Here is an 18,858-nt window from a genome sequence, read left to right as displayed (position 1 = left end):
TCAGCGACTGACCACGAACAGCAGGACCGTCCCGACGACGGCCGACGCCACGACCACGACCGCGAGGGGCGTCGGCACCGCGGGGACCCCCGCGACGGCCCTATCGACGCCGAGGGCCACCAGCCCCGCGACGGCGGCCAGGAGTCCGCCGCTCGCCGCGTGGACGAACTCGCCGCGTCGGGTGGTCCCGGCCCGCCCGATCTCCCCGCCGAGCGTCGCCGCGAACTCCCCGAGGTCCCACGCCAGCAGGCTCGCGGCGACGCCTCCCACGACGAGCGCGACGTGGAGGTCCGCGACGGCCGCGGCGACGGCGGCGCAGAGCACGCCAGCGCTGGCGAGCTGGACGCCGGCCGTCTCGTCGAGCAGTCTGAGCCCGCCCAGCGTCCGGACGCCGAGCAACACCAGCGTCGCGAGCAGCAACCCGAACGTGACGACGCCGAGGACGAGCGCGAAGGACCCGACCGACTCGAGGAGCGGCCCCAGGAGGGCCCGGCCGGCGCCCTCGCCCGCCCGGTCGAGCGCGACCGACGCCAGTCGGCCGTGCGCCGCGAAGACGACGGTGACCAGGACCGCCCCCGCGCCCAGGGAGGCGACCGGGACTCGGTCCGGGCGGAACCGCTCCGAGGCGGCGGCCCGGACGAGCCGCGGGACCGCGGCCGCACAGACGCCGCCGAGGGTGACGACGACGAGGAGCCACCTGAGTCCCGTCGACGTGGTGACTGCGAGCAGCGCGCCGTGTATCCCCGGCGGCAGGCCCTCGTAGGCCTCCGGCCCGAGCGCGACCGGGACGACGCTGAGGGCGGCGCAGACCCCGGCCAGCGACGCGAGCACCGAGCGCGAGCGGCCGACCGCGCTCGCGACGTCGTCCCGGCTGGTCTCGTCGGCGAGTTCGGCCAGCGGGAGGCTCCCGAGCGAGGTCCTGACCGCGATTGCGGCGATTGCGCCCAGTAGGAGGAAGCCGCCGGTCCGCGGTACCGACATCCCGGCCTCGACGGCCGCGGGGGTGCGGGAGAGGACGAGGTCCGCGACGACGACGGCCCACTCGCGGACCGTCTCCGTCGGCGGGTCCCAGCGGTCGAGCACCAGGACGGCCATCGGGAGGAGCGCGGCGACGAACAGCCGGCCGGCGGCGGTGCCGGCGTCGTCGCCGGGCGCGACGCCCCAGACCGCCCCGAGCGCGCCGAACCCGGTGACGGCGCCCGCGAGGGCGAACGCGAAGGGGGCGAACGACAGCGGCGGGAGCGGCGGCGACGGCGACCACCCGAGCTGCCCGAGGGCCGCCGCGACGGCGGCCGCGAGCAGGCCGAGCCCGCCGACGGTCGCGAGGGCGCCGGTCGCCAGCGTCGCGACGCGGCGTTCGGCGACCGCGGTGGTCCAGACGGCGCCGGCCAGACAGCCGCCGGCGACGAGCCCAAGCACCGCCGGCAGGGCCGCGTCGGCGAGCGAGGCGAGCAAGAGCGTTCCGCCCACCGCGAGCAGGGCGCTCGCCGCGGTGGCGGTCCGCGTCGGCCGCCAGTTGGTCTCCGGCAGCCGCCGGTCGTCGACGCTCACGTCGACCCCTCCAGGGCGAGCGCCAATGGGCGCTCGGTGTCCCAGTCGACGACGGTCGCGCCGGCCTCGCGGAGCCGCTCGACCCGGAGGTCGCGTTCGAGCCCGGCGACCCGCGAGCCCGGGGTCGCCGGGCCGGTGACGTCCGGGCAGAGCGCGACGACGTGATGGCCGGCCGCCGACAGTTCGTCGACGAGGTCGACCGGCGCGTCGTCGAGGACGGGCGTCGCGAGGACGACGTCGGCGTTCGCGGGGAGGCGCTCGCGGAGGGTCACGTCCCCCGAGTTGCCGCCGTCGGCGGCCGTCTCCCGAGAAGCGCCGCCGCTGGCCTGGCTCGCGGCGACGACGGCGTCCAGCACCGCGTCGACGCGGGTCCGGGTCGCCGCGTCGTCGCCGACGGGGACCCAGGGTCGGTCGGCCCGGTCGCTCGGGAGCGCGGCGTCGACGGCGGTCGCGGGGACGCCGAGGGCGACGAGTCCCACCCGATTGCCGGCCGAGAGGAGGCCGTCGACGGCCCGGTCGGCGGCGTAGGCCGACAGCTCCGCGCCCGTCGGGTGGCCATCGTCGCGGGCGACCCGCCCCGGCGCGCGGCCGTCGGCGACGACGACCGTCTTCGAGGCGTGGGTCTCCCGGTAGTTGACCGTCGAGAGGTCGCCGGTCTTCGCGAGGCGGCGCCAGTCGACGCGGCTGACGTCGTCGCCCTGGCGGTACTCGCGGACGGAGTGGAACTCCAGGCCGGGGCCCGCACGGTCGGTCGGCTGGGTTCCGACCTTCCGGAGGGCGCCCTGCACCTGCGGCACCTCGCCGATGCCTCGACTGCAGCGCAGCGCGGTCTCGCCCTCGACGGCGGGGCGACCCGTGGCCTCGCCGACCCCCGGCAGCGGCCGGAGCCGGACCAGCGGCGGCTCGAACTCGTAGTCGCCCTGGCTGGCGACGACGGTGTAGCTGATCGAGTCGCGTTCGCCGGGGCGCACCGACAGGCAGCCGCGCGGCGACCCCTCGACGACGGGGACGTGCGACGGCAGCCGGTCGACGACGCGGACGTCGGGGAGGGTGCGCTCGCCCTCGTTGCGGACCGTCAGGGTGACCTCGGTCCGCTGGCCCGGCGCCGGCGTCTCCGGGTCGAACGACCGCTCGACCGCCAGCGCGTCGGCCGACGGCGGCCGGGTGAGCGCGCCGACGGCGATGTAGACGACCGGCACCGCCGCGGCGACGAACAGCGTCGGCTCGCCGAGGACGGCGCCGCAGACGACCAGGGCGACCGCCGCGAACACCGCCGCGTCGAACCGGTCGTCGTCGCGGTACTCCATCAGCGCTCACCACCGCCGGAGCGGCGGCCCTCGACGGCATCTACGGCGGCCTCGACGCGCCGGACGGTCGTCCGCCACGGCCGGAGCCAGGCGAGCAGGCGGCGGTAGAACGGCAGGCTCGCCTCCCGATCGGCGACGTAGGCGGCGGCGACGGGGTCGTCGGTCCACTCGCCGGCGTCGACCCGTTCCCGGGCGACGTCCGCCGGGCAGTTCGACTCGCGGGCGACGACGTCGACGGCGAGCGCGCGGATGTCGTCGCGCACCTCGTCGGCGTCCTCGAGGCCCAGCGTCGCGCCGTCGGCCGTCCGGGCGAGCCGGTGGTCGAAGCGGTCGCCGACGCGAGCCGCGGCCCTCGCGTGCTCCGGGGGGTCCTCGCGGAGCGCCCGGAAGTCCGAATCGGGCTCCGAAAACGGCCCCTCCGGGAGCGGTTGCACCCGGTCCGGGGCGGCGGTCCACGCCACCCACAGGAGGCAGGCGACGCCGACGAGGCCGAACGCGGCGGCGCGGAGGCCGCCCTCCGAGAGCGGGGTCGCCGCCGCGAGCGCAGCGACGGGGAGTGCGGCGTCGACACGGTCCGGCGCGAGTACGAGCGCGGTGGCGAACCCGACGGTCGCGAGGCCGACGAGCGCGACCGCGGCGCGGCCGACGCGCGTCACGACTGCTCACCCCCCTCGTCGGACCGGGTCGCGCGGATCTCGTCGAGGGCCTCCCGGGCCGCCGGCGCGAGGTCGTCCGGGGAGCGGGCGCCGTACTCGACCTCGCGGAATGCGTCCCGCAGCGTGTCGACGGCGTCGCTCGGGAGGCCGTCCCGGGCGACCGCCCAGCGGGCGATCTCGCCGGGCGTCGAGGTGTGCCAGGAGGCCACCGTGACGTGGGTCCGGAGTTCGGCCCAGGCCTCCCGGACGGTCGGGACGTCGTCGTCGACCGGGTCGGAGGTCGCGCCCAGTGTCTCGGCACGCGCGGCAGCGACCGACGCCGTCGCCGTCCGGCGGAGGTCGCGGAGGGAATCGAGTATCGCGTGGGGGTGGAGTCGCCGCGGCACTTCGCGGAGGAGGGCTGCCGCGCGCTCGACTGCGGAGACCGCACCAGCACGGACCGACTCGAGGAGTTCTCTCGCGCCTTCGGCTCCCCGTCCGAGGAGCTCGACCGCCCGATGGCCCCACCCGACGAGCGTCGCGAGACCGGCGGCGGCGGCGCCGGCGAGGCCGACGAGGGCGGCGACGACGGCCCGGACCGTCCGGACGGCCCCGCGTCGCGCCAGTTCGGCGAGCACCCGCGGCGTGAGACCGCGGCGGTACGCGGCGGCGAAGCCGGCGAGGAGGACGAGCAGCCCCGTCCCGCCGGCCAGCGCCAGGTTCCGGTAGAGGTCCTCGACGGTCGTCTCGCCGGTCGCGTCCCCTGCGCTGGCGGCGACCGTCGCGCTATTGGCGAACGGTAGATCGACGTCGAGCGTCCCGTCCGGGGCGGTCTCGCCGACCGCCTCGCCGCCCATCGCGACGGTGGCGTTCGGGACCGGTTCGCCGTCGCGTTCGACGGCGACCGTCGCCGACCCGGTCGGGAGCGCCAGCGGCAGCGACGGGGAGACGGAGATGGTCAGCGGCCCGTCGTCGGCCGTCGCCCCGCCGGTGAGGTCCAGCGTCCGGTTGCCGTGGGCCTCGCCCCGCTCGACGACGAGTTCCGCGGTGTCGGCGTCCGGGAGCCGGACCGTCGTGGCTCCTTCACCGTCGGTCCGTGCGACCGGGTCGCCGTCGATGACGACCTCGGCGTCGCGGACCGGCTCCCCGTCGATGGTGGCGACGACGTCGACCGTCGCCTCGGGTCGGGGGTCGCCGCGCACCTCGACGTCGATCTCGGTGGGGACCTCGAACGTGACCGTATCCTGTTTCGCACGCAGGCGCGGCGGCGGGACCGAGGCGTAGCCGCCGGTCGGCGAGACGGCCGCGAGCCGCGGCGAGCCGTCGTCGCGACGCACCTCGATCTCCAGGGAGCGCTCGTACGGCACCTGGCCGGTCACGTTGCCCGCCGCGTCGGTCTTCCCGATGGGGTCGCCGTTGAACAGCACGGCGGCGCCCGCCACCGGTTCGCCCCGGCGGGTCACGGTCGCCGTCACCGTCCGGCCGGGCACCGGGTCGGGGGTGAGCGTGACGTTCACCGACGCGTCCGCCGCGTCGTCCTGCGACGACTCGTCGGGTTCCTGCGAGGAGTCGCCGTCCTCGGGGGTCGACGCCGGGACCTCGACGTCTCCCCCGAACCCGCCGTTCTCGAGCTGCTCCTCGAGGTCCTCGGAGGTGACCTCGTCGCGGCCGGCGGCCTCCCGGCCGCCCGGGGGCGTCGGGTCGAACGGCACCCAGCCGACGCCCTCCAAGTACACCTCGACCCAGGCGTGGGCGTCCGACCCGCGGACGAGGTACTCGCCGTCGCCCACCCGCTCGCCGGGGCCGTAGCCGGTGACGTACCGCGCCGGGACGTCCTGGGTGCGCAGCATCGCGGCCATCGAGGTCGCGAAGTACTGGCAGTAGCCCTCGTCCATCTCGAAGACGAACTCGGTGGCGACGTCGGCGTCGCGGTCGTGGCTCGCGTCCAGCGAGTACGCCTTGTTCGCCTCGAGCCAGCGCTCGATGGCCCGCGCCGTCTGGTACGGCGTCTCGGCGTCGGCGGTGATGGCGTCGGTCTTCCGGGTCAGCCGGTCGGGCGTGTCGGCGGGGAGGTCGGTGTACCGCTCGACCGACGCGGGGTATCCCCAGCCGGCGGCCGCCGCGGCCTCCCGCGACGGCGGCCCGTAGGTGACCGTGGTGTAGGACTCGCCGGCCGGGATCGGGTCGTCGACGACCAGCGCGCCCTCGCCGTCGACGGAGACCTGCCTGTCGCCGGCGTCGGCGCCGGCCGGCCGCCAGACGGTCGCCAGCGCGTCGACCTCGCGTCGCGGCGTGACGGTGATCTCGTAGCGCGGCCGCGGACGCTCGCCCGTCGCGGTCGCGAGCGGCGCCTCGTCGACCGGGACGCTGGCCTCGTCGCGGTCCCAGCCCTCGCCGGTGTAGGTGCCGTAGGCGCCGAGTCGCCACCGCGAGGCGCGAGGGCTCTCGACGACCAGTTCCTCGTGGTCGGACATCTCGAGGTCGCCGCCGACCGTCGCGGAGTCGGGGTAGCCGCCGCCGGAGACGCCGCCGAAGCTCCCGACGCCGGTTCCGCCGCCGAGCAGGTCGCTACCGGGGGCCTGTCCGCCGGCCTCGGGGCCGGCGGCACCCCCCAGGTCCGGGAACGGCGTCTGGACGCCGACCGCCGGCGCGAACGCTCCGCCCAGGACCAGCCCGACGAGACAGCAGGCTGCGAGGATCGCCCGCATCATCGGTCGTGACTCCCGGTCCGCATGTTCTAGGAGTTCCACCCCGCCGGGACACATCAGTGTGCGGCCCGCCTCAGTCGCTGTGTCGTGGGACGGGGGCGCCGTCCGTCGAACCCGCCACGTTCAATAGCGGCCCCCCCAACCGGGGACACATGACACGCTCCGTGTGGTTGAAGGCCGACGACGACGTCGGCGACTGGGAGGCGCGGAAGCGCCGCATCACCGCCGGCCTGGAGGCCGGCGTCGACTGGGTGCTGGTCGACCAGCGGGACGTCGGCCGGGTCCGCGACCTCGGGCAGGTGAACGTCGCCGCCTTCGCCGGCGACGACGTCCACGTGATGGACGCCGAGGAGACCGAGCAGGCCGAGGCCGACGCGGTCGTCGTCGGGAAGGACGGCGAGGGCGACGGCACCATCGACCTCCCCTCCGACTTCTCCGGGTCCGCCGACCTGACGACGCTGCGCCGCACCGACGGCGCCACCGGCGCCTACGTCCGCATCCTCGACTCGGAGTACGAGACGCTCGCCGAGGAGGCCGCCCGCGACGCCGACTACACCATCGTCGTCGGCGAGGACTGGCAGATCATCCCCCTGGAGAACCTCATCGCCCGCATCGGCGAGGAGACCGACCTCGTGGCGGGCGTCCAGACCGCCGAGGAGGCCCGCACCGCCTTCGAGACGCTCGAACTCGGCGCCGACGCCGTCCTCCTGGACTCGGACGATCCCGACGAGATCCGGGCGACCGTCGACGCCCGCGACGCCACCCAGCGCGAGCGCCTCGACCTCCAGCGGGCTACCGTCACCGCCGTCGAGCAGACCGGCTCCGCCGACCGCGTCTGCGTCGACACCGCCTCGATGCTCGAGCACGACGAGGGGATGCTCGTCGGGTCGATGAGCCGGGGGCTGTTCTTCGTCCACGCCGAGACCGCCGACTCGCCGTACGTCGCCAGCCGCCCGTTCCGGGTCAACGCCGGCGCCGTCCACGCCTACGTCCGGACGCCCGGCGGCGAGACGAAGTACCTCGCCGAGTTGAAGTCCGGCGACGAGGTCCAGGTCGTCGACACCGACGGGAACACCCGCGAGGCCATCGTCGGCCGCGCGAAGATCGAGAAGCGCCCGATGTTCCGCGTCGAGGCCGAACTGGAGAACGGCGACCGCATCGAGACGCTGCTGCAGAACGCCGAGACCATCAAGGTCGCGACGGCCGACGGCCGGCGGGCCGTCACCGACCTCGAGGAGGGCGACGACCTGCTCGTCTACTACGAGGCGGTCGCCCGCCACTTCGGCGAGGCCGTCGAGGAGTCGATCATCGAGAAGTAGCGGCGTCGCCTTCGCTACACGAACTGCTCGAGGAGGGAGTCGACGGCCTCCGTGAGGTCGCGGAACCGCTCGATCTCCATCTCGTCGGTCGTCACGAAGACGCCGCGGTTGCCCTCGATGACGCGCGTGAGGTAGCCCTGTTCGAAGGTTCGGATGGTGGACTGGTACTCCCCCAGCTCCGGGTCGTCGTAGGTCGTCTCCGTCTTGAAGCCGGCCCGCTCGTTCTCGACGAACGTCGCGAGGCTCTCGGTGTTCTCGATGTCGTCGCGGATGTAGACGAGGCGGTGTTCGTCGGGCGTGAAGTAGGCGATCACGCGGAGCCGGTCGCCGACGGCGGTCCGACAGGCGGCCTCGAGCTCCTCGTCGAGTTCTTGGTCGTCCGTCATCGTCCGCCGATACGGACTCGACCCGGAACAGTCTATGGGTCGACACCTTCGTCGCCGGGAGGACCCGGTGTCGTGCCCACAGACGCCCCGGCGGTCAGGACGACTCGTCGCCCTCCAGCGTCGTCGTACACCAGTGACAGAAGTCCAGCGTCGGGTCGAGGTCCTTCCCGCAGTGCGGACACTGGCCGACGTCGCCCGCCAGCCGGTGGTTGTTCCGGGCGGCGAGCCAGTAGGCGTCCAGCGTCGCGAACGCCGCCACGGCGACCATCGAGACGACGGCCTCCGTGGGGAACCCCTCGACGAGGGCGAAGACGCCGGCGAGGGCCGCGACCGTCTCGGCCGACGACAGCTCCAGGCCCACCGTCGAGAGCACCAGCCCCAGCGAGCCGAACCACAGCGCCGCCCACAGCCCCGCTCGCACCCACTCCCGCAGGTAGAGGTGGCCGAGGCCGGGCTGGACGAACGACAGCATGGCGGCCATCAGGGGTCGCCGCGCCGCGCGCTGGGTCATCTGCCCGGAGGGTACCGGCCGGGAGGCAAAAAGCCACGGGCCGTTACCCGGGGGGGAGTCCGTCCCGGGACCGCTCCCGCCGACGGACACCGCCCGCGGGCCCACCGACGACCTCGGCCACCGGTGACCGGCTACCGACCACGAAGCTAGTAATCGGTATCGATTCCGTCACCGCCAGATTTGTGGCGGATAGCAACCAATACCCATTGATGTCACAGACCACAGGGACCGACCGTTCGGCGCCCGACCTCGACGCGGAGGCGGACTGGAACTGCACGCTCGTCGGCGGCGACTGGCGGGGCCCCGGCGACCGCGGGACCATCTCCGTGAGCGACCCCTCGACCCGGACGGAGTGGACCGAGGTGCCGGCCGGCACCGCCGACGACGTCGACGAGGCCTTCGACGCGGCGAAGCGGACCCAGGAGTCGTGGGCGGAGCGCGGCCACGACCAGCGGGCCGAACTGGTCCAGGAGGTCCACCGCCTCCTGGAGGAACACGAGGAGGAACTCACCGAACTGCTGGTCGCCGAGTCCGGCAGCGGCCGGCTGAAGGCGAACATGGAGATCCAGACGGCGCTGGCCGACGTCGCGGAGTCGGCGACCTTCCCCTCGCGGGCCGACGGCGACGTCCGGGACTCCACCATCGCGGGCAAGGAGAACCTCGTGAAGCGCGAGCCCGCCGGCGTCGTCGCGGTCATCCCGCCGTGGAACTTCCCGCTGCACCTGGCCATCCGGGCGGTCGCGCCCGCGGTCGCCCTCGGCAACGCCGTCGTCGTCAAGCCGGCCTCCGAGACGCCGGTCACGAGCGGCCTCGCCATCGGCAAGCTGTTCGAGATGGCCGGCGCGCCGCCGGGGCTCGTCAACGTCGTCACCGGCCGCGGCTCCGAGATCGGCGACCGCGTCGCCGGCCACCCCGACGTCGACGTGGTGGCGTTCACCGGCTCGACGGAGGTCGGCCGCCAGGTCGCCAAGCAGGCCGTCGACTCGCTGGCGTTCCCCGCCATGGAACTCGGCGGCAACGGCCCGAACGTCGTCCTCGAGGACGCGGATCTCGAGAACGCCATCTCCGGCAGCGCCTTCGGGACCTTCTCCCACCAGGGGCAGGTCTGCATCTCCATCAACCGCCACCTCGTCCACGAGGACGTCTACGACGAGTTCGTCGAGGGACTCGTCGAGACGGCCGAGATGCTGCCGACGGGCAGCGCCCACGACCCGGGCACGATGGTCGGGCCGATCATCAACGAGTCCCAGCGCGACCAGATCCTCCGGTACGTCGAGGAGACGGTCGACGCGGGCGCGACCCTCGAGACCGGCGGCGGGACGGTCGACCTCGACGGCGTCGACGACTCGCTGGTCGTCGAGCCGACGGTGCTCTCGGACGTGAGCAACGACATGACCGCGGCCTGCAACGAGCACTTCGGGCCCGTCGCGCCCGTCATCCCGGTCTCGGACGACGAGGAGGCCGTCGAACTGGCCAACGACACCGAGTACGGCCTCGCGGCGTCGGTGTGGTCCGGCGACCGCAACCGCGCCGAGGACGTCGCCGACGCCATCGACGCCGGGATGGTCCACGTCAACGACCAGCCCATCAACGAGGAGCCGAACGTCCCCTTCGGCGGCACGAAGGCCTCCGGCATCGGTCGGTTCCACGGCGACGCCATCGTCGACGAACTGACCGAGACGAAGTGGATCTCCGTCCAGCGCGAGCAGCGCTCGTTCCCCTTCTGAGAGGGCGTAGCTATTTGTCCGGGGCCACCGGACCCGGACTCATGGCCGGCGACGACGGGGACCGCGCCGCCGCGACCGCCGACGCGGACGACCAGGACGAGGACGCCCCCGACGCACACCACGGTCCGTTCCTCGCGCTGCTCGTTCTCATGGAGGTGGCGTTCCTCGGCTGGGTGCTCTCCGTCGTCGTCCGGAGCCTGCTCGGAGGGACGGCCGCCCTGGACGCGTACTCCGTCGGCCACCGGGTGACCGCGGCGGCCTTCCTCGCCGTCGAGATGCTGATCCCGCTCGTCGTCTACGTCGACCTCCTGCGACGGCCGGACGACCCCGACCTCGAGTGGGTGCACGCGACGGTAATGCCCGTCGTCAACGTGCTCTGCGCCGTCGCGTACTTCGAGGAGCGCCGGCGGAAACTGGCGGACGGGTCAGACGAGCCGGTCGACGAGTCGGCGTAGCGTCGCCAGGTCGAACTGCCCGGGCGCCGTCGCCCGCTCGGGGACGACCGGCGCGTAGCCGATCTTCGAGCCGTACACCGGCGCGACCGCGCGGGTGTGGCTGCCCGCCTCGCCCATCGCCATCGTCGCGACCTTCGCGCCGTCGCTGGCGTGGGCGTGCGTCGCCGCCAGCAGCGCCAACGTGTCCTCGCGGTCCTCGGCCGTGACCGCGAGCTTCGCGACGTCCCCGACCTCCCCCGCGCGGGTGAGCAACCGGTCGAGCTCCGCGCGCGGCGGCGTCCCCTCGAAGTCGTGCGTCGAGACCACCACGGAGACACCCCGCCTCGTAGCGGTCTCGACGAGGTCGTGGCCGTCGCCCTCCGCCAGCGTCGCGAGTTCGACGTCGACTGCCCCGACCGCGTCGTGCTCGATGGCCGACTCCAGGGCCTCGATCCGGCCCTCGTCGGCCGCCTCGCCGCCCTCCCACTCGGGGCGGTTCGTCACCAGCAGCGGCAGCTCACCGTCGTAGTCCGCCAACTGCTCGAGGGGGTCGCCGTCCGCGAGGTCCATCCGGAACTCGACGCAGTCGGCGTGCTCGCGGGCCGCGGGCTCCTCCCCGAGGTCCGCCGTCGCCGCCGCCAGCGTGAACTCTTCGAAATCGAGCGGCATGCCTCGTGGTGCGTCGGGTCCGCTGTTAAGGGTTCGGGACCGGGGTCGAGGAACTGGACCTGAGCGAGCGGCCTTCAGTACGGCTCGTGGGTCGCGACGAAGCGCAGGGGGTCGTCGCTCTCCTTCTCGACGTCGTCGACGGTCGTCAGCCGGATGCCGGTCTCCTTCTTCGTCACGACGCGGGTGTCGTAGTGGTCGGCCTCGTAGTTCGTGGTCGACTCGTTCTCGGCGGCGAACTGGCGGTGCCGGTCGAGGCGCTCCTCGGCGAGTTCCTCGGAGAGCTCCGGGGCGGCGCGGGCCCGCGGCTCGAACGCCGCCGCGAGTTCGGGGTCGCGCTCGACGCCGACGGAGGAGCGGCCCTCCAGGAGCGCCGCGAGACAGGTCGTGCCGGTGCCGACGAACGGGTCGAGGACCGTGTCGCCGCGGACGGAGTACATCCGGACCAGCCGCAGCGGGATCTCCAGCGGGAAGGCCCCGGAGCGCTCGCGGGCGCCGTCGGTGTCGGCCAGCGTCTGGCCGGTACCGCGGATCTCCCAGCAGTCCGAGAACCAGCGGTTGCGCTCCTCCCAGAAGAACGCCGAGGCGTAGCGGTCCTCGTCGTTCGGCGGGAACGACCGCGTGCCGCCCTTCCGGAACAGCAGGACGTGCTCGTGCTCCAGGGTCGCGTAGGCGTTCGTCGGCAGCGTCCCCGACCCCATGAACTTGTTCGCGCTGTTGGTGGGCTTCCGCCAGACGATGCCCGGCAACTGCGTCAGGCCGGCCTCGGTGAGCCCCTCGATGACCCGCGCGTGGTTCGGGTAGAGTTCGAACTCGCCGTCGATGCGGCGGGTCGCGTCCCCGACGTTGATCGCCGCGATGCCGCCGTCCCGGAGGGCGTCGGCCACCCGCTCCCAGACGTCGTCCAGCAGCGCGTGCATCGCCTCGAAGGCGGCCTCGCCGTCGCCGGACTCGAGGGCGGCCTCGACCGCGGGGTCCTGGGCGGCGAAGCTCTCGTCCCACATCTCCACCATCGGATACGGCGGCGACGTGACGACGAGGTCCACGCTCCCATCCCCGAGGTCCACCCCCCGAGCGTCCCCGACTCGGACCTCGTGTGTCGTCTCCACGACCAGTGATACGGTGGGTGGGTTACGGGCTTTGCGGTCGTAACGAGCCCCGAATCCACAGGTGAGCCGCGTCACCGCCGACAGGAGGCGGTCGCCGAACCGGGTCGACACGCCTGGCCGACTCCCACAACTCTTTGCGGGTGCGAACCAATCGCCCGGCTATGACGGAGCAGTTCGGGAACCGGAAGCTGAATCGGGTCTACCGAGAAGGGATGCACGAGGGCAAGTCGCCGGACTTCCCGGTGAGCTACGAGGACCTCCGGGAGCGCGCCCACGAGGCGATGGACGAGACGGCCCGCGCCTACATCCACGGCGGCGCCGGCGCCGAGGAGACCTTCGAGCGGGAGCAGAACTTCTCGGAGTGGCGCATCGTCCCGCGGATGCTGCAGGGCGTCGCCGAGCGCGACCTCACGACGGAGCTGATGGGCCAGACCGTCGACTACCCGGTGATGGTGACGCCGCTGGGCGTCCAGTCGCTCGTCCACGACGACGCCGAGCTGGCGACCGCGGGCGCCTGCGACGAACTGAACGTCCCGTTCATCCTCTCGTCGCTGTCCTCGACGACGATGGAGGACGTCGCCGAGGAGCTGGGTGACACCCCGAAGTGGTTCCAGTTCTACTGGTCCTCCGACGAGGACATCGCGCGGTCGTTCCTCCAGCGCGCCGAGGACGCCGGCTACGACGGCATCGTCGTCACCGTCGACGCGCCGACGCTCGGCTGGCGCGAGCGGCTCATCGAGCGCGGCTACTACCCGTTCCTCGACGGCGAGGGGGTCGCCAACTACTTCTCGGACCCGGCGTTCCGCGACCAGCTAGACGAACCCCCGGAGGAGGACCCCCAGGCCGCCGTCGACCACTTCCTCGACATCTTCGGCGACTCCTCGCTCACCTGGGACGACCTGGAGTTCGTCTTCGAGAACACCGACCTCCCAGTCCACATCAAGGGCGTCCTCCACCCCGAGGACGCCCGCCTGGCCGTCGAGCACGGGGCCGAGGCGGTCGGCGTCTCCACCCACGGCGGCCGGCAGGTCGACGGGTCGATCACCGCCCTGGAGGCCCTCCCGGAGATCGTCGACGAGGTCGGCGACGAGGCGACAGTCACCTTCGACTCGGGCATCCGTCGCGGCTCGGACGTCTACAAGGCGCTGGCGCTCGGCGCCGACGCGGTCCTGCTCGGCCGGCCGTTCGTCTACGGGCTGGCCCTCGGCGGCCAGGCGGGCGTCCACCACGTCCTCGAGAACCTCATCGCCGACTTCGACCTCACGATGGGGCTGGCCGGCCGCGACGACGCGTCGGCGCTCAACCGCAACTCGCTGAAGCACGAGAGCGAACTGCCGCCGCGCTGAGCGGCTCCGATGGCCCTCACGCGCACCTGTTACGACTGCGGCGCCAGCACCGCCGAGCCGCGCGCCCGCTGTGAGTGCGGCGAACCCCTGTGGCTCGCCTCCGACGTCCCGTCCGACCTCGCGTGGACCGACCTCCCCGACCGCCCCGGACTGTGGCGCTACGACCCGCTGCTACCGGTCTCGATGCCCGACACGGGGCTCGCCGCGGCCGCCGGCGGGACGCCGCTGCTCCGGGACGCGGCCCTCGACCGGTTCGCGGGGTCGCGCGTCCACCTCAAGGTCGAGGGCCAGCAGCCGACGGGGAGCTTCAAGGACCGCGGGAGCGCCGTCGCGCTCGCCGCCCTCGACGCCGGCCTCGTCGAGGCACCCGACTCCGACGACGGTTCCCCGACTGCCGTCGGGACCGTCTCCCACGGCAACATGGCGATGAGCACCGCCGCCTTCGCGGCCGCCCACGGCCGGGACTGCGTGGTGCTGGTCCCCGACGACGTCCCCGCGGCCCGCCTCGGCGTCATCGCGCAGTTCGACCCGACGGTGCTGCGGGTCCGCGGCGACTACGGGCGCCTCTACGAGCGCTCCCTCGAGGTGGGTCGGGACCACGGCGTCTACTTCGTCAACTCCGACTCGCCGCTCCGCGTCGAAGGCCAGAAGACGACGGCCCTGGAGCTCTGCGAGGCGTTCGCGCCGTCCGTCCCCGACGCCGTCGTCCTCCCGGTCAGCAGCGGCGGCCACGCCAGCGGCGTCTGGAAGGTGCTTCGAGAACTGCGCACCGTCGGCCTCCTCGACGAAATTCCACCAGTTTACCTCGTCCAGGCGGCCACCTGCGCGCCGATCACCGAGGCGTTCGCGGCCGGCGCCGACCGGGTGACGCCCGTCGACGGCGGCGAGACCGTCGCCTACTCCATCGCCAACGCCGACCCACCGAGCGGGACCCGGGCGCTTCGGGCGGCGCGGGCTACCGGCGGCGCGGTCCTCGCCGTCGATGATGACGCCATCTGCGAGGCCCAGCGCGTCCTGGCGACCGCGGCGGGTGTGAGCGTCGAGGCGGCCGGTGCCGTCGGGCTCGCCGGCGCGAGGGCGCTGGTCGGCCACGGCGAACTCGCACCCGACGACGACGTCGCGGTCGTCGCGACGGGGACCGGCCTCACGGAAGCCGGCGCGGACGCCTCTGCGCCGGCGGTCGAACTGTCGGCGCTCGAGGAACGGCTCGACGCGTTCGCCGCCCGCTGATCAGACCTCGCCGACGACGACGTAGAACGGCACCGTCTCCCGGCGCCGGTACGCCCCGTCCTGGACCTGCCGGACGGCCTCCCGCCCCATCTCGCGCCACTCGGCCCGAAGCGCGTCGAGTTCCTCCTCGCTGCCGGCCATCGTGCCGCGGCGGTCGCGCAGTCCGTCGCCGCTGGCCTTCCGGCCCACCGCCCGGACGTCCGCCTCGCTGTAGGGCGGCTCGACGACGAGCGTCTGGTCGTACCGGCGCGAGGTCACGTTCGAGAGCCCCGCCGACTGGAGGACCTCGACCGCATCCGCGCCCAGCGCCACGTCGGTGTCGACGCCGCGTAGGTAGAGCTCTCGCGCCCGGTCGGCCAGCCGACTCTCCGCGTCGACCGTCGAGGCCACCGAGACGGCCGCGTTGTCCGGCTCGATGCAGGCCACCCGATCGCCGGCGACGCGGGCGAACTCGCGGACGGCCCGCTCCGGGTCGGGGAGGTTGATCAGCAGCGCCTGGCAGACCACGAGGTCGAAACTGTCGTCCGGGAACGGCAGGTGGTGGGCGTCACCCTGCACCGCCGGCCCGTCGAGTTCGGCCAGCAGGTCGGCGTCGCGGTCGCAGCCGACCACCTCGCCCGGGCACTCCTCTGCGAGGACACGCGTCAGGGCCCCCTCGCCGCAGCCGACGTCTAGGACGCGCTCGCAGGACTCGAGGTCGAGGGCCGACAGCGCCTCACGGCTGTCGTCCCACATCCCGCGGCGCGTCTCGCGCAGGTAGTCGGCGGAGAACTGCCGCATCACACCGTTCTTCGGCGCTGGGGTTGAAAAGCGCCGCGGCCCGGAGCGATGAGCTGACGACCTACAGCACCGTTGGGGTGTCTTCTTCCGGTTTCCCGCCGTGAGTATCGACAACCGATAGAACCCGAAATCATTTGCGTTAAACGTCATCTCGCGATACGAAATATCGACTCTCTGCGTGAGCTACAAGTCCTTCCGAGGAGAAATCTATGCGCAGAAGCTACTCAACAGGTCGAAAACACCAAAACACGAAATTCAGCTACGCTTCGTGGAGTTCGCGGACGCGCTCGACGTTCCAGGCGAAGGACTTCCCGTCCTCGGTCGGTGTCTCCAGTACGAGGGGGACACCCTCAGCGGCGTCGTGGTTGACGAACGCGCGCATGCCGGCCTCGCCGATCAACCCCTCGCCGACGTGGGCGTGTTCGTCCTTGTTCGTGCCACACTCGTGCTTCGAGTCGTTGAGGTGGACGCACTGTAGGTGCTCGAGGCCGACCTGGTCGTCGAAGGCCGCGAACGTCTCGTCGACGCCCTCGGGGGTCGAGAGGTCGTAACCCGCCGCGAACATGTGGGCGGTGTCGAGACAGACGTCGAGGTCCTGGTCGCAGCGCTCCAGGATCGCGGCGAGTTCGTCGAAGGTGCCGCCGAGCTTCGTCCCGCTGCCGGCGTCGGACTCGATGAGCACCGTCACGCCGTCGGGAATCTCCAGTTCCTCCAGCGCCGACGCGGCGTTGTCGAGGCCGCCTTCCACGCCCGCGCCCGTGTGGGCGCCGAGGTGGACGTTGACGTACGGCACCCCGAGCTTCGCGGCGGCGTCGACCTCCTTCTGCATCGCGTCGATGGACTTCTCGCGGAGGTCGTCCTTCGGGGTACAGAGGTTGACGAGGTAGGAGCTGTGGATTACCCACGGCCCCACGTCGTTCTCCTCGGAGAGTTCGCGGAACCGCTCGGCCTCCTCGTCGCCGATGTTGGGGTCCTGCCAGACCTGCGGGGAGTGGGTGAAGATCTGCCCGCAGTTGCCGGCGTACTCGAGTTGCTCCTCGACGGCGTTGTGGACGCCGCCCGCGATGGACGTGTGCGCACCGATTCTGAGCATCTTCGTCGACTCGGATGTGTGGTGGGATAGGGGCTTCGGAATCAGACCCGAAGCGATGTGCTGACGGGAGGAAAACGCGGTGAAGTTTTATACTTAATTTATTGGATTGGATTTATCTCAGATGATTCGAGATATGTGTTTCCAGAGCCCAATGAGAACGATTTCGAACTCTTCTCCACCGAGCCACGCCAACCGAGTCGCGGTGATTTAGTATAGCAATATACAGTTTATCTCGAGTCTGACCGCAAATTCGGATATCCACAGCATAACAGCCTCGAAAAGACTCGTGCTTGCTATCTACGCAAAATTAATTCTAAATTCAATATATTCTTATACGGAACCGTTGTCAGAGCGGCTAACGCCCAGACTCGCTATCCTGTCGGATCGTTCCGATCGCGGATCCACTCGTCGTTGCCGTACTTCGTCTCGACGAGTTCTCGACCACGCTCCAGCTCCTCGTCGGTCCACTCGCTCTCCTCCGCGCCGGCCCAGTCCGCGAGCGCGTCCTCGAGATTGGAGACGAACTTCGAGCGCTGGACGTCGTACCCGCCGAAGGCGCCGAGTCCGGTCTCGACGACGTCGTCGACCGAGACGAGTTCGTGGAGCCCGCACACGCGCGCGTCGAATTCCTCCGGCGTCACGGGCGGGTCCTCGAAGCAGCCCAGATGCTGGTCGGTGTTGACCTCGAAGGTGAGCGAACCGTGCTGGACGACGGCGTCGCGGGTGCGGTACTGGGCGTTACCCGCGATCTTCCGTCCGTCCGGGCCGACGAGGTCGTGCGCCGGGTCCAGGGGAAGAAGGTAGCAAAGGGAATTCCAGAGCCCGGCTTTCTCCTCGTCGGCGAAGTCCACGTCGACGCCTACAGCCTCGAAGGCGGCCAGAATGGGCTGGAGGAACTCTCGGTAGCACTCGGTGACGTCGCTGGGGAACTCGTCGGCGGGCGCGATGATGGAGTAGGCCACGTCGCCGGAGGTATCGTGGTAGATCGCGCCGCCGCCGGTCGGTCTTCGGGTGACGCTGACCCCCCAGTCGTCGCAGTGCTCCCAGTCGACGATGTCGGCGTCGTTGTTGTAGCCGAGTGTCACGGTGCTGGGGAACCACCGGTAGAGCCGTACCGTCGCGGGGCCACCTGCAGCGACGGTCTCGGCCGCGACCTCGTCGAGCGCCATCGCCATCGGACCGTCGAGTAACTCCTCGGTGATGAGCCGCCAGTCCATACCCCGCGTTACGCAGCGGCCGTGAAAGCGGTTGTCCCTACGGGAGCAGCCGGCGGTCGAGCCGCTCGACGGTGTCGTCAGCGACGGTCTTCAGGTTGACCGTGTCCTCGCGGTTGTACGAGATCAGGGTCTCGAGAGCGCCGTCGACGCCGCGTTCGTGTTCGCGCCACAGCCGCACGGCGTCCTCGCCAGAGATGTCCGGCCGGTCGCGCTCGACGCCGCACTCCGGTTCGATGGCCTTCAGTCCGCCCGTCAGGTCGACGCGCTTGCAGGGATACATCAGGTCGAGGTGGGGAGCGTCGATGGAGAGGTCGAACGACTCCTCGAGGAACGGGATGTCGAAGCGAGCGCCGTTGAACGAGACCAGAAGCGGCGCGTCCAGGAGCTCCCGGACGTTCTCGTGCGTGAGGTCGTCGCCGCGGACGAGGGTCTCCGTGTCGCCGTCGCGGTGGAAGCTGACGCAGGTGACGTCGTTGTAGGTCTGGTCCAGCCCGGTCGTCTCGATGTCGAAGAAGCAGGCCTCCTCGCGGAAGTTCTCGTAGAGCCGCCACCGCTCCGAGGAGGGGAGTCGCCGGTCGAAGAAGTCCGAGTCGCCGTTCTCGAGTCGCGGCCGGGCCCTCTCGATGAACGACTCGATGCGTTCGGCCGTCGTCGGACCGCAGAGGGAGGGTTCGAAATCCGCCCACGTGTGGGCGCCGGCCTCCCAGAGCTTCCGCTCGGTGGTCTCGCCCACCCCGTCGACGCCGATGTATGAGTTCTCCAGTCGCACGACCGTCCCTGGGTCGTCGAGCCTCGTAAAGTACTCGCTCGGGTTTCCGATTTCCGGGGACTCCGACGCT

At 72.0% G+C, this 18,858-nt stretch carries 17 protein-coding genes; 5 read left to right on the top strand and 12 right to left on the bottom strand.

All coding sequences use genetic code 11. From position 1 onward, the window contains the following. Genes HWV07_RS13625 through HWV07_RS13610 form a run of 4 tightly spaced genes read right to left on the bottom strand, consistent with a single transcriptional unit; the run spans position 1 to position 6,204 of the window. Positions 1 to 1,551: a DUF7519 family protein gene (locus tag HWV07_RS13625; protein WP_178334831.1), complete on the bottom strand. Its 1,551-nt coding sequence runs from the start codon at positions 1,549 to 1,551 to the stop codon at positions 1 to 3. Next, positions 1,548 to 2,858, bottom strand: coding sequence for a DUF58 domain-containing protein (locus HWV07_RS13620; protein ID WP_178334830.1), 1,311 nt, complete (start codon positions 2,856 to 2,858; stop codon positions 1,548 to 1,550). The genes HWV07_RS13625 and HWV07_RS13620 overlap by 4 nt, the downstream gene beginning before the upstream one ends. After that, entirely contained in the window at positions 2,858 to 3,514 is a 657-nt protein-coding gene (locus HWV07_RS13615) for a DUF7269 family protein (protein WP_178334829.1), read from the bottom strand. Before HWV07_RS13615 ends, HWV07_RS13620 begins: the two co-directional genes overlap by 1 nt. Further along, complete coding sequence (locus HWV07_RS13610) at positions 3,511 to 6,204, bottom strand: transglutaminase TgpA family protein (protein WP_178334828.1); 2,694 nt, start codon at positions 6,202 to 6,204, stop codon at positions 3,511 to 3,513. Before HWV07_RS13610 ends, HWV07_RS13615 begins: the two co-directional genes overlap by 4 nt. 149 nt (positions 6,205 to 6,353) lie before the next feature. On the opposite strand from HWV07_RS13610, the gene HWV07_RS13605 reads away from it, so the two are divergent. Then, entirely contained in the window at positions 6,354 to 7,520 is a 1,167-nt protein-coding gene (locus HWV07_RS13605; protein ID WP_178334827.1) for a 3-dehydroquinate synthase II, read from the top strand. A gap of 14 nt (positions 7,521 to 7,534) precedes the next feature. Here HWV07_RS13605 and HWV07_RS13600 read toward each other — a convergent pair whose 3' ends face one another. Both HWV07_RS13600 and HWV07_RS13595 read right to left on the bottom strand, forming a co-directional pair. Next, a complete protein-coding gene (locus HWV07_RS13600) occupies positions 7,535 to 7,906 on the bottom strand; it encodes a DUF7522 family protein (RefSeq protein WP_178334826.1) in 372 nt (123 codons plus the stop codon). Positions 7,907 to 8,000: 94 nt separating this feature from the next. Then, positions 8,001 to 8,417, bottom strand: a complete 417-nt coding sequence (locus tag HWV07_RS13595) for a zinc ribbon domain-containing protein (protein ID WP_178334825.1) — start codon at positions 8,415 to 8,417, stop codon at positions 8,001 to 8,003. Positions 8,418 to 8,626: 209 nt separating this feature from the next. Between HWV07_RS13595 and HWV07_RS13590 the strand changes: the two genes are divergently transcribed. Further along, positions 8,627 to 10,144 (top strand): aldehyde dehydrogenase family protein, encoded by a 1,518-nt coding sequence (locus tag HWV07_RS13590; protein WP_178334824.1) that lies wholly within the window; start codon positions 8,627 to 8,629, stop codon positions 10,142 to 10,144. A gap of 41 nt (positions 10,145 to 10,185) precedes the next feature. Then, positions 10,186 to 10,599, top strand: a complete 414-nt coding sequence (locus tag HWV07_RS13585; RefSeq protein ID WP_178334823.1) for a hypothetical protein — start codon at positions 10,186 to 10,188, stop codon at positions 10,597 to 10,599. Here HWV07_RS13585 and HWV07_RS13580 read toward each other — a convergent pair. Continuing rightward, positions 10,570 to 11,247, bottom strand: coding sequence for a type I 3-dehydroquinate dehydratase (locus HWV07_RS13580; protein WP_178334822.1), 678 nt, complete (start codon positions 11,245 to 11,247; stop codon positions 10,570 to 10,572). The two genes, HWV07_RS13585 and HWV07_RS13580, sit on opposite strands and share 30 nt — an antisense overlap. A gap of 74 nt (positions 11,248 to 11,321) precedes the next feature. Then, entirely contained in the window at positions 11,322 to 12,353 is a 1,032-nt protein-coding gene (locus HWV07_RS13575) for a DNA-methyltransferase (RefSeq protein ID WP_178334821.1), read from the bottom strand. A 161-nt stretch (positions 12,354 to 12,514) separates the two neighbouring features. Between HWV07_RS13575 and HWV07_RS13570 the strand changes: the two genes are divergently transcribed. Together HWV07_RS13570 and HWV07_RS13565 are read left to right on the top strand one after the other, a co-directional pair. Beyond that, a complete protein-coding gene (locus tag HWV07_RS13570; protein WP_178334820.1) occupies positions 12,515 to 13,699 on the top strand; it encodes a lactate 2-monooxygenase in 1,185 nt (394 codons plus the stop codon). A 9-nt stretch (positions 13,700 to 13,708) separates the two neighbouring features. Continuing rightward, positions 13,709 to 14,929: a threonine synthase gene (locus HWV07_RS13565; RefSeq protein WP_178334819.1), complete on the top strand. Its 1,221-nt coding sequence runs from the start codon at positions 13,709 to 13,711 to the stop codon at positions 14,927 to 14,929. Here HWV07_RS13565 and HWV07_RS13560 read toward each other — a convergent pair whose 3' ends face one another. The 4 genes from HWV07_RS13560 to HWV07_RS13545 form a co-directional block, all read right to left on the bottom strand. Then, positions 14,930 to 15,709, bottom strand: a complete 780-nt coding sequence (locus tag HWV07_RS13560) for a class I SAM-dependent methyltransferase (protein WP_178334818.1) — start codon at positions 15,707 to 15,709, stop codon at positions 14,930 to 14,932. A 259-nt stretch (positions 15,710 to 15,968) separates the two neighbouring features. Continuing rightward, positions 15,969 to 16,802: a deoxyribonuclease IV gene (locus tag HWV07_RS13555; RefSeq protein ID WP_178334817.1), complete on the bottom strand. Its 834-nt coding sequence runs from the start codon at positions 16,800 to 16,802 to the stop codon at positions 15,969 to 15,971. Between the two features lie 371 nt (positions 16,803 to 17,173). After that, entirely contained in the window at positions 17,174 to 18,019 is an 846-nt protein-coding gene (locus tag HWV07_RS13550; protein ID WP_178334816.1) for a lipoate--protein ligase family protein, read from the bottom strand. Between the two features lie 37 nt (positions 18,020 to 18,056). After that, positions 18,057 to 18,788, bottom strand: coding sequence for a ribonuclease H-like domain-containing protein (locus tag HWV07_RS13545; protein WP_178334815.1), 732 nt, complete (start codon positions 18,786 to 18,788; stop codon positions 18,057 to 18,059). Positions 18,789 to 18,858: the final 70 nt, after the last annotated feature.

It is taken from the genome of Natronomonas salina (assembly GCF_013391105.1).
Lineage (GTDB): Archaea > Halobacteriota > Halobacteria > Halobacteriales > Haloarculaceae > Natronomonas > Natronomonas salina.
This window is presented reverse-complemented; position numbering and strand designations above follow the sequence as displayed.

Bases quoted from the DNA above. Each gene is read 5' to 3' on its own strand.
- HWV07_RS13570 (WP_178334820.1), top strand. From the start codon at position 12,515: ATGACGGAGCAGTTCGGGAACCGGAAGCTGAATCGGGTCTACCGAGAA.
- HWV07_RS13595 (WP_178334825.1), bottom strand. From the start codon at position 8,417: ATGACCCAGCGCGCGGCGCGGCGACCCCTGATGGCCGCCATGCTGTCG.
- HWV07_RS13565 (WP_178334819.1), top strand. From the start codon at position 13,709: ATGGCCCTCACGCGCACCTGTTACGACTGCGGCGCCAGCACCGCCGAG.
- HWV07_RS13555 (WP_178334817.1), bottom strand. From the start codon at position 16,802: ATGCTCAGAATCGGTGCGCACACGTCCATCGCGGGCGGCGTCCACAAC.
- HWV07_RS13620 (WP_178334830.1), bottom strand. From the start codon at position 2,858: ATGGAGTACCGCGACGACGACCGGTTCGACGCGGCGGTGTTCGCGGCG.
- HWV07_RS13585 (WP_178334823.1), top strand. From the start codon at position 10,186: ATGGCCGGCGACGACGGGGACCGCGCCGCCGCGACCGCCGACGCGGAC.
- HWV07_RS13590 (WP_178334824.1), top strand. From the start codon at position 8,627: ATGTCACAGACCACAGGGACCGACCGTTCGGCGCCCGACCTCGACGCG.
- HWV07_RS13560 (WP_178334818.1), bottom strand. From the start codon at position 15,709: ATGCGGCAGTTCTCCGCCGACTACCTGCGCGAGACGCGCCGCGGGATG.
- HWV07_RS13610 (WP_178334828.1), bottom strand. From the start codon at position 6,204: ATGATGCGGGCGATCCTCGCAGCCTGCTGTCTCGTCGGGCTGGTCCTG.
- HWV07_RS13580 (WP_178334822.1), bottom strand. From the start codon at position 11,247: ATGCCGCTCGATTTCGAAGAGTTCACGCTGGCGGCGGCGACGGCGGAC.
- HWV07_RS13550 (WP_178334816.1), bottom strand. From the start codon at position 18,019: ATGGACTGGCGGCTCATCACCGAGGAGTTACTCGACGGTCCGATGGCG.
- HWV07_RS13605 (WP_178334827.1), top strand. From the start codon at position 6,354: ATGACACGCTCCGTGTGGTTGAAGGCCGACGACGACGTCGGCGACTGG.
- HWV07_RS13600 (WP_178334826.1), bottom strand. From the start codon at position 7,906: ATGACGGACGACCAAGAACTCGACGAGGAGCTCGAGGCCGCCTGTCGG.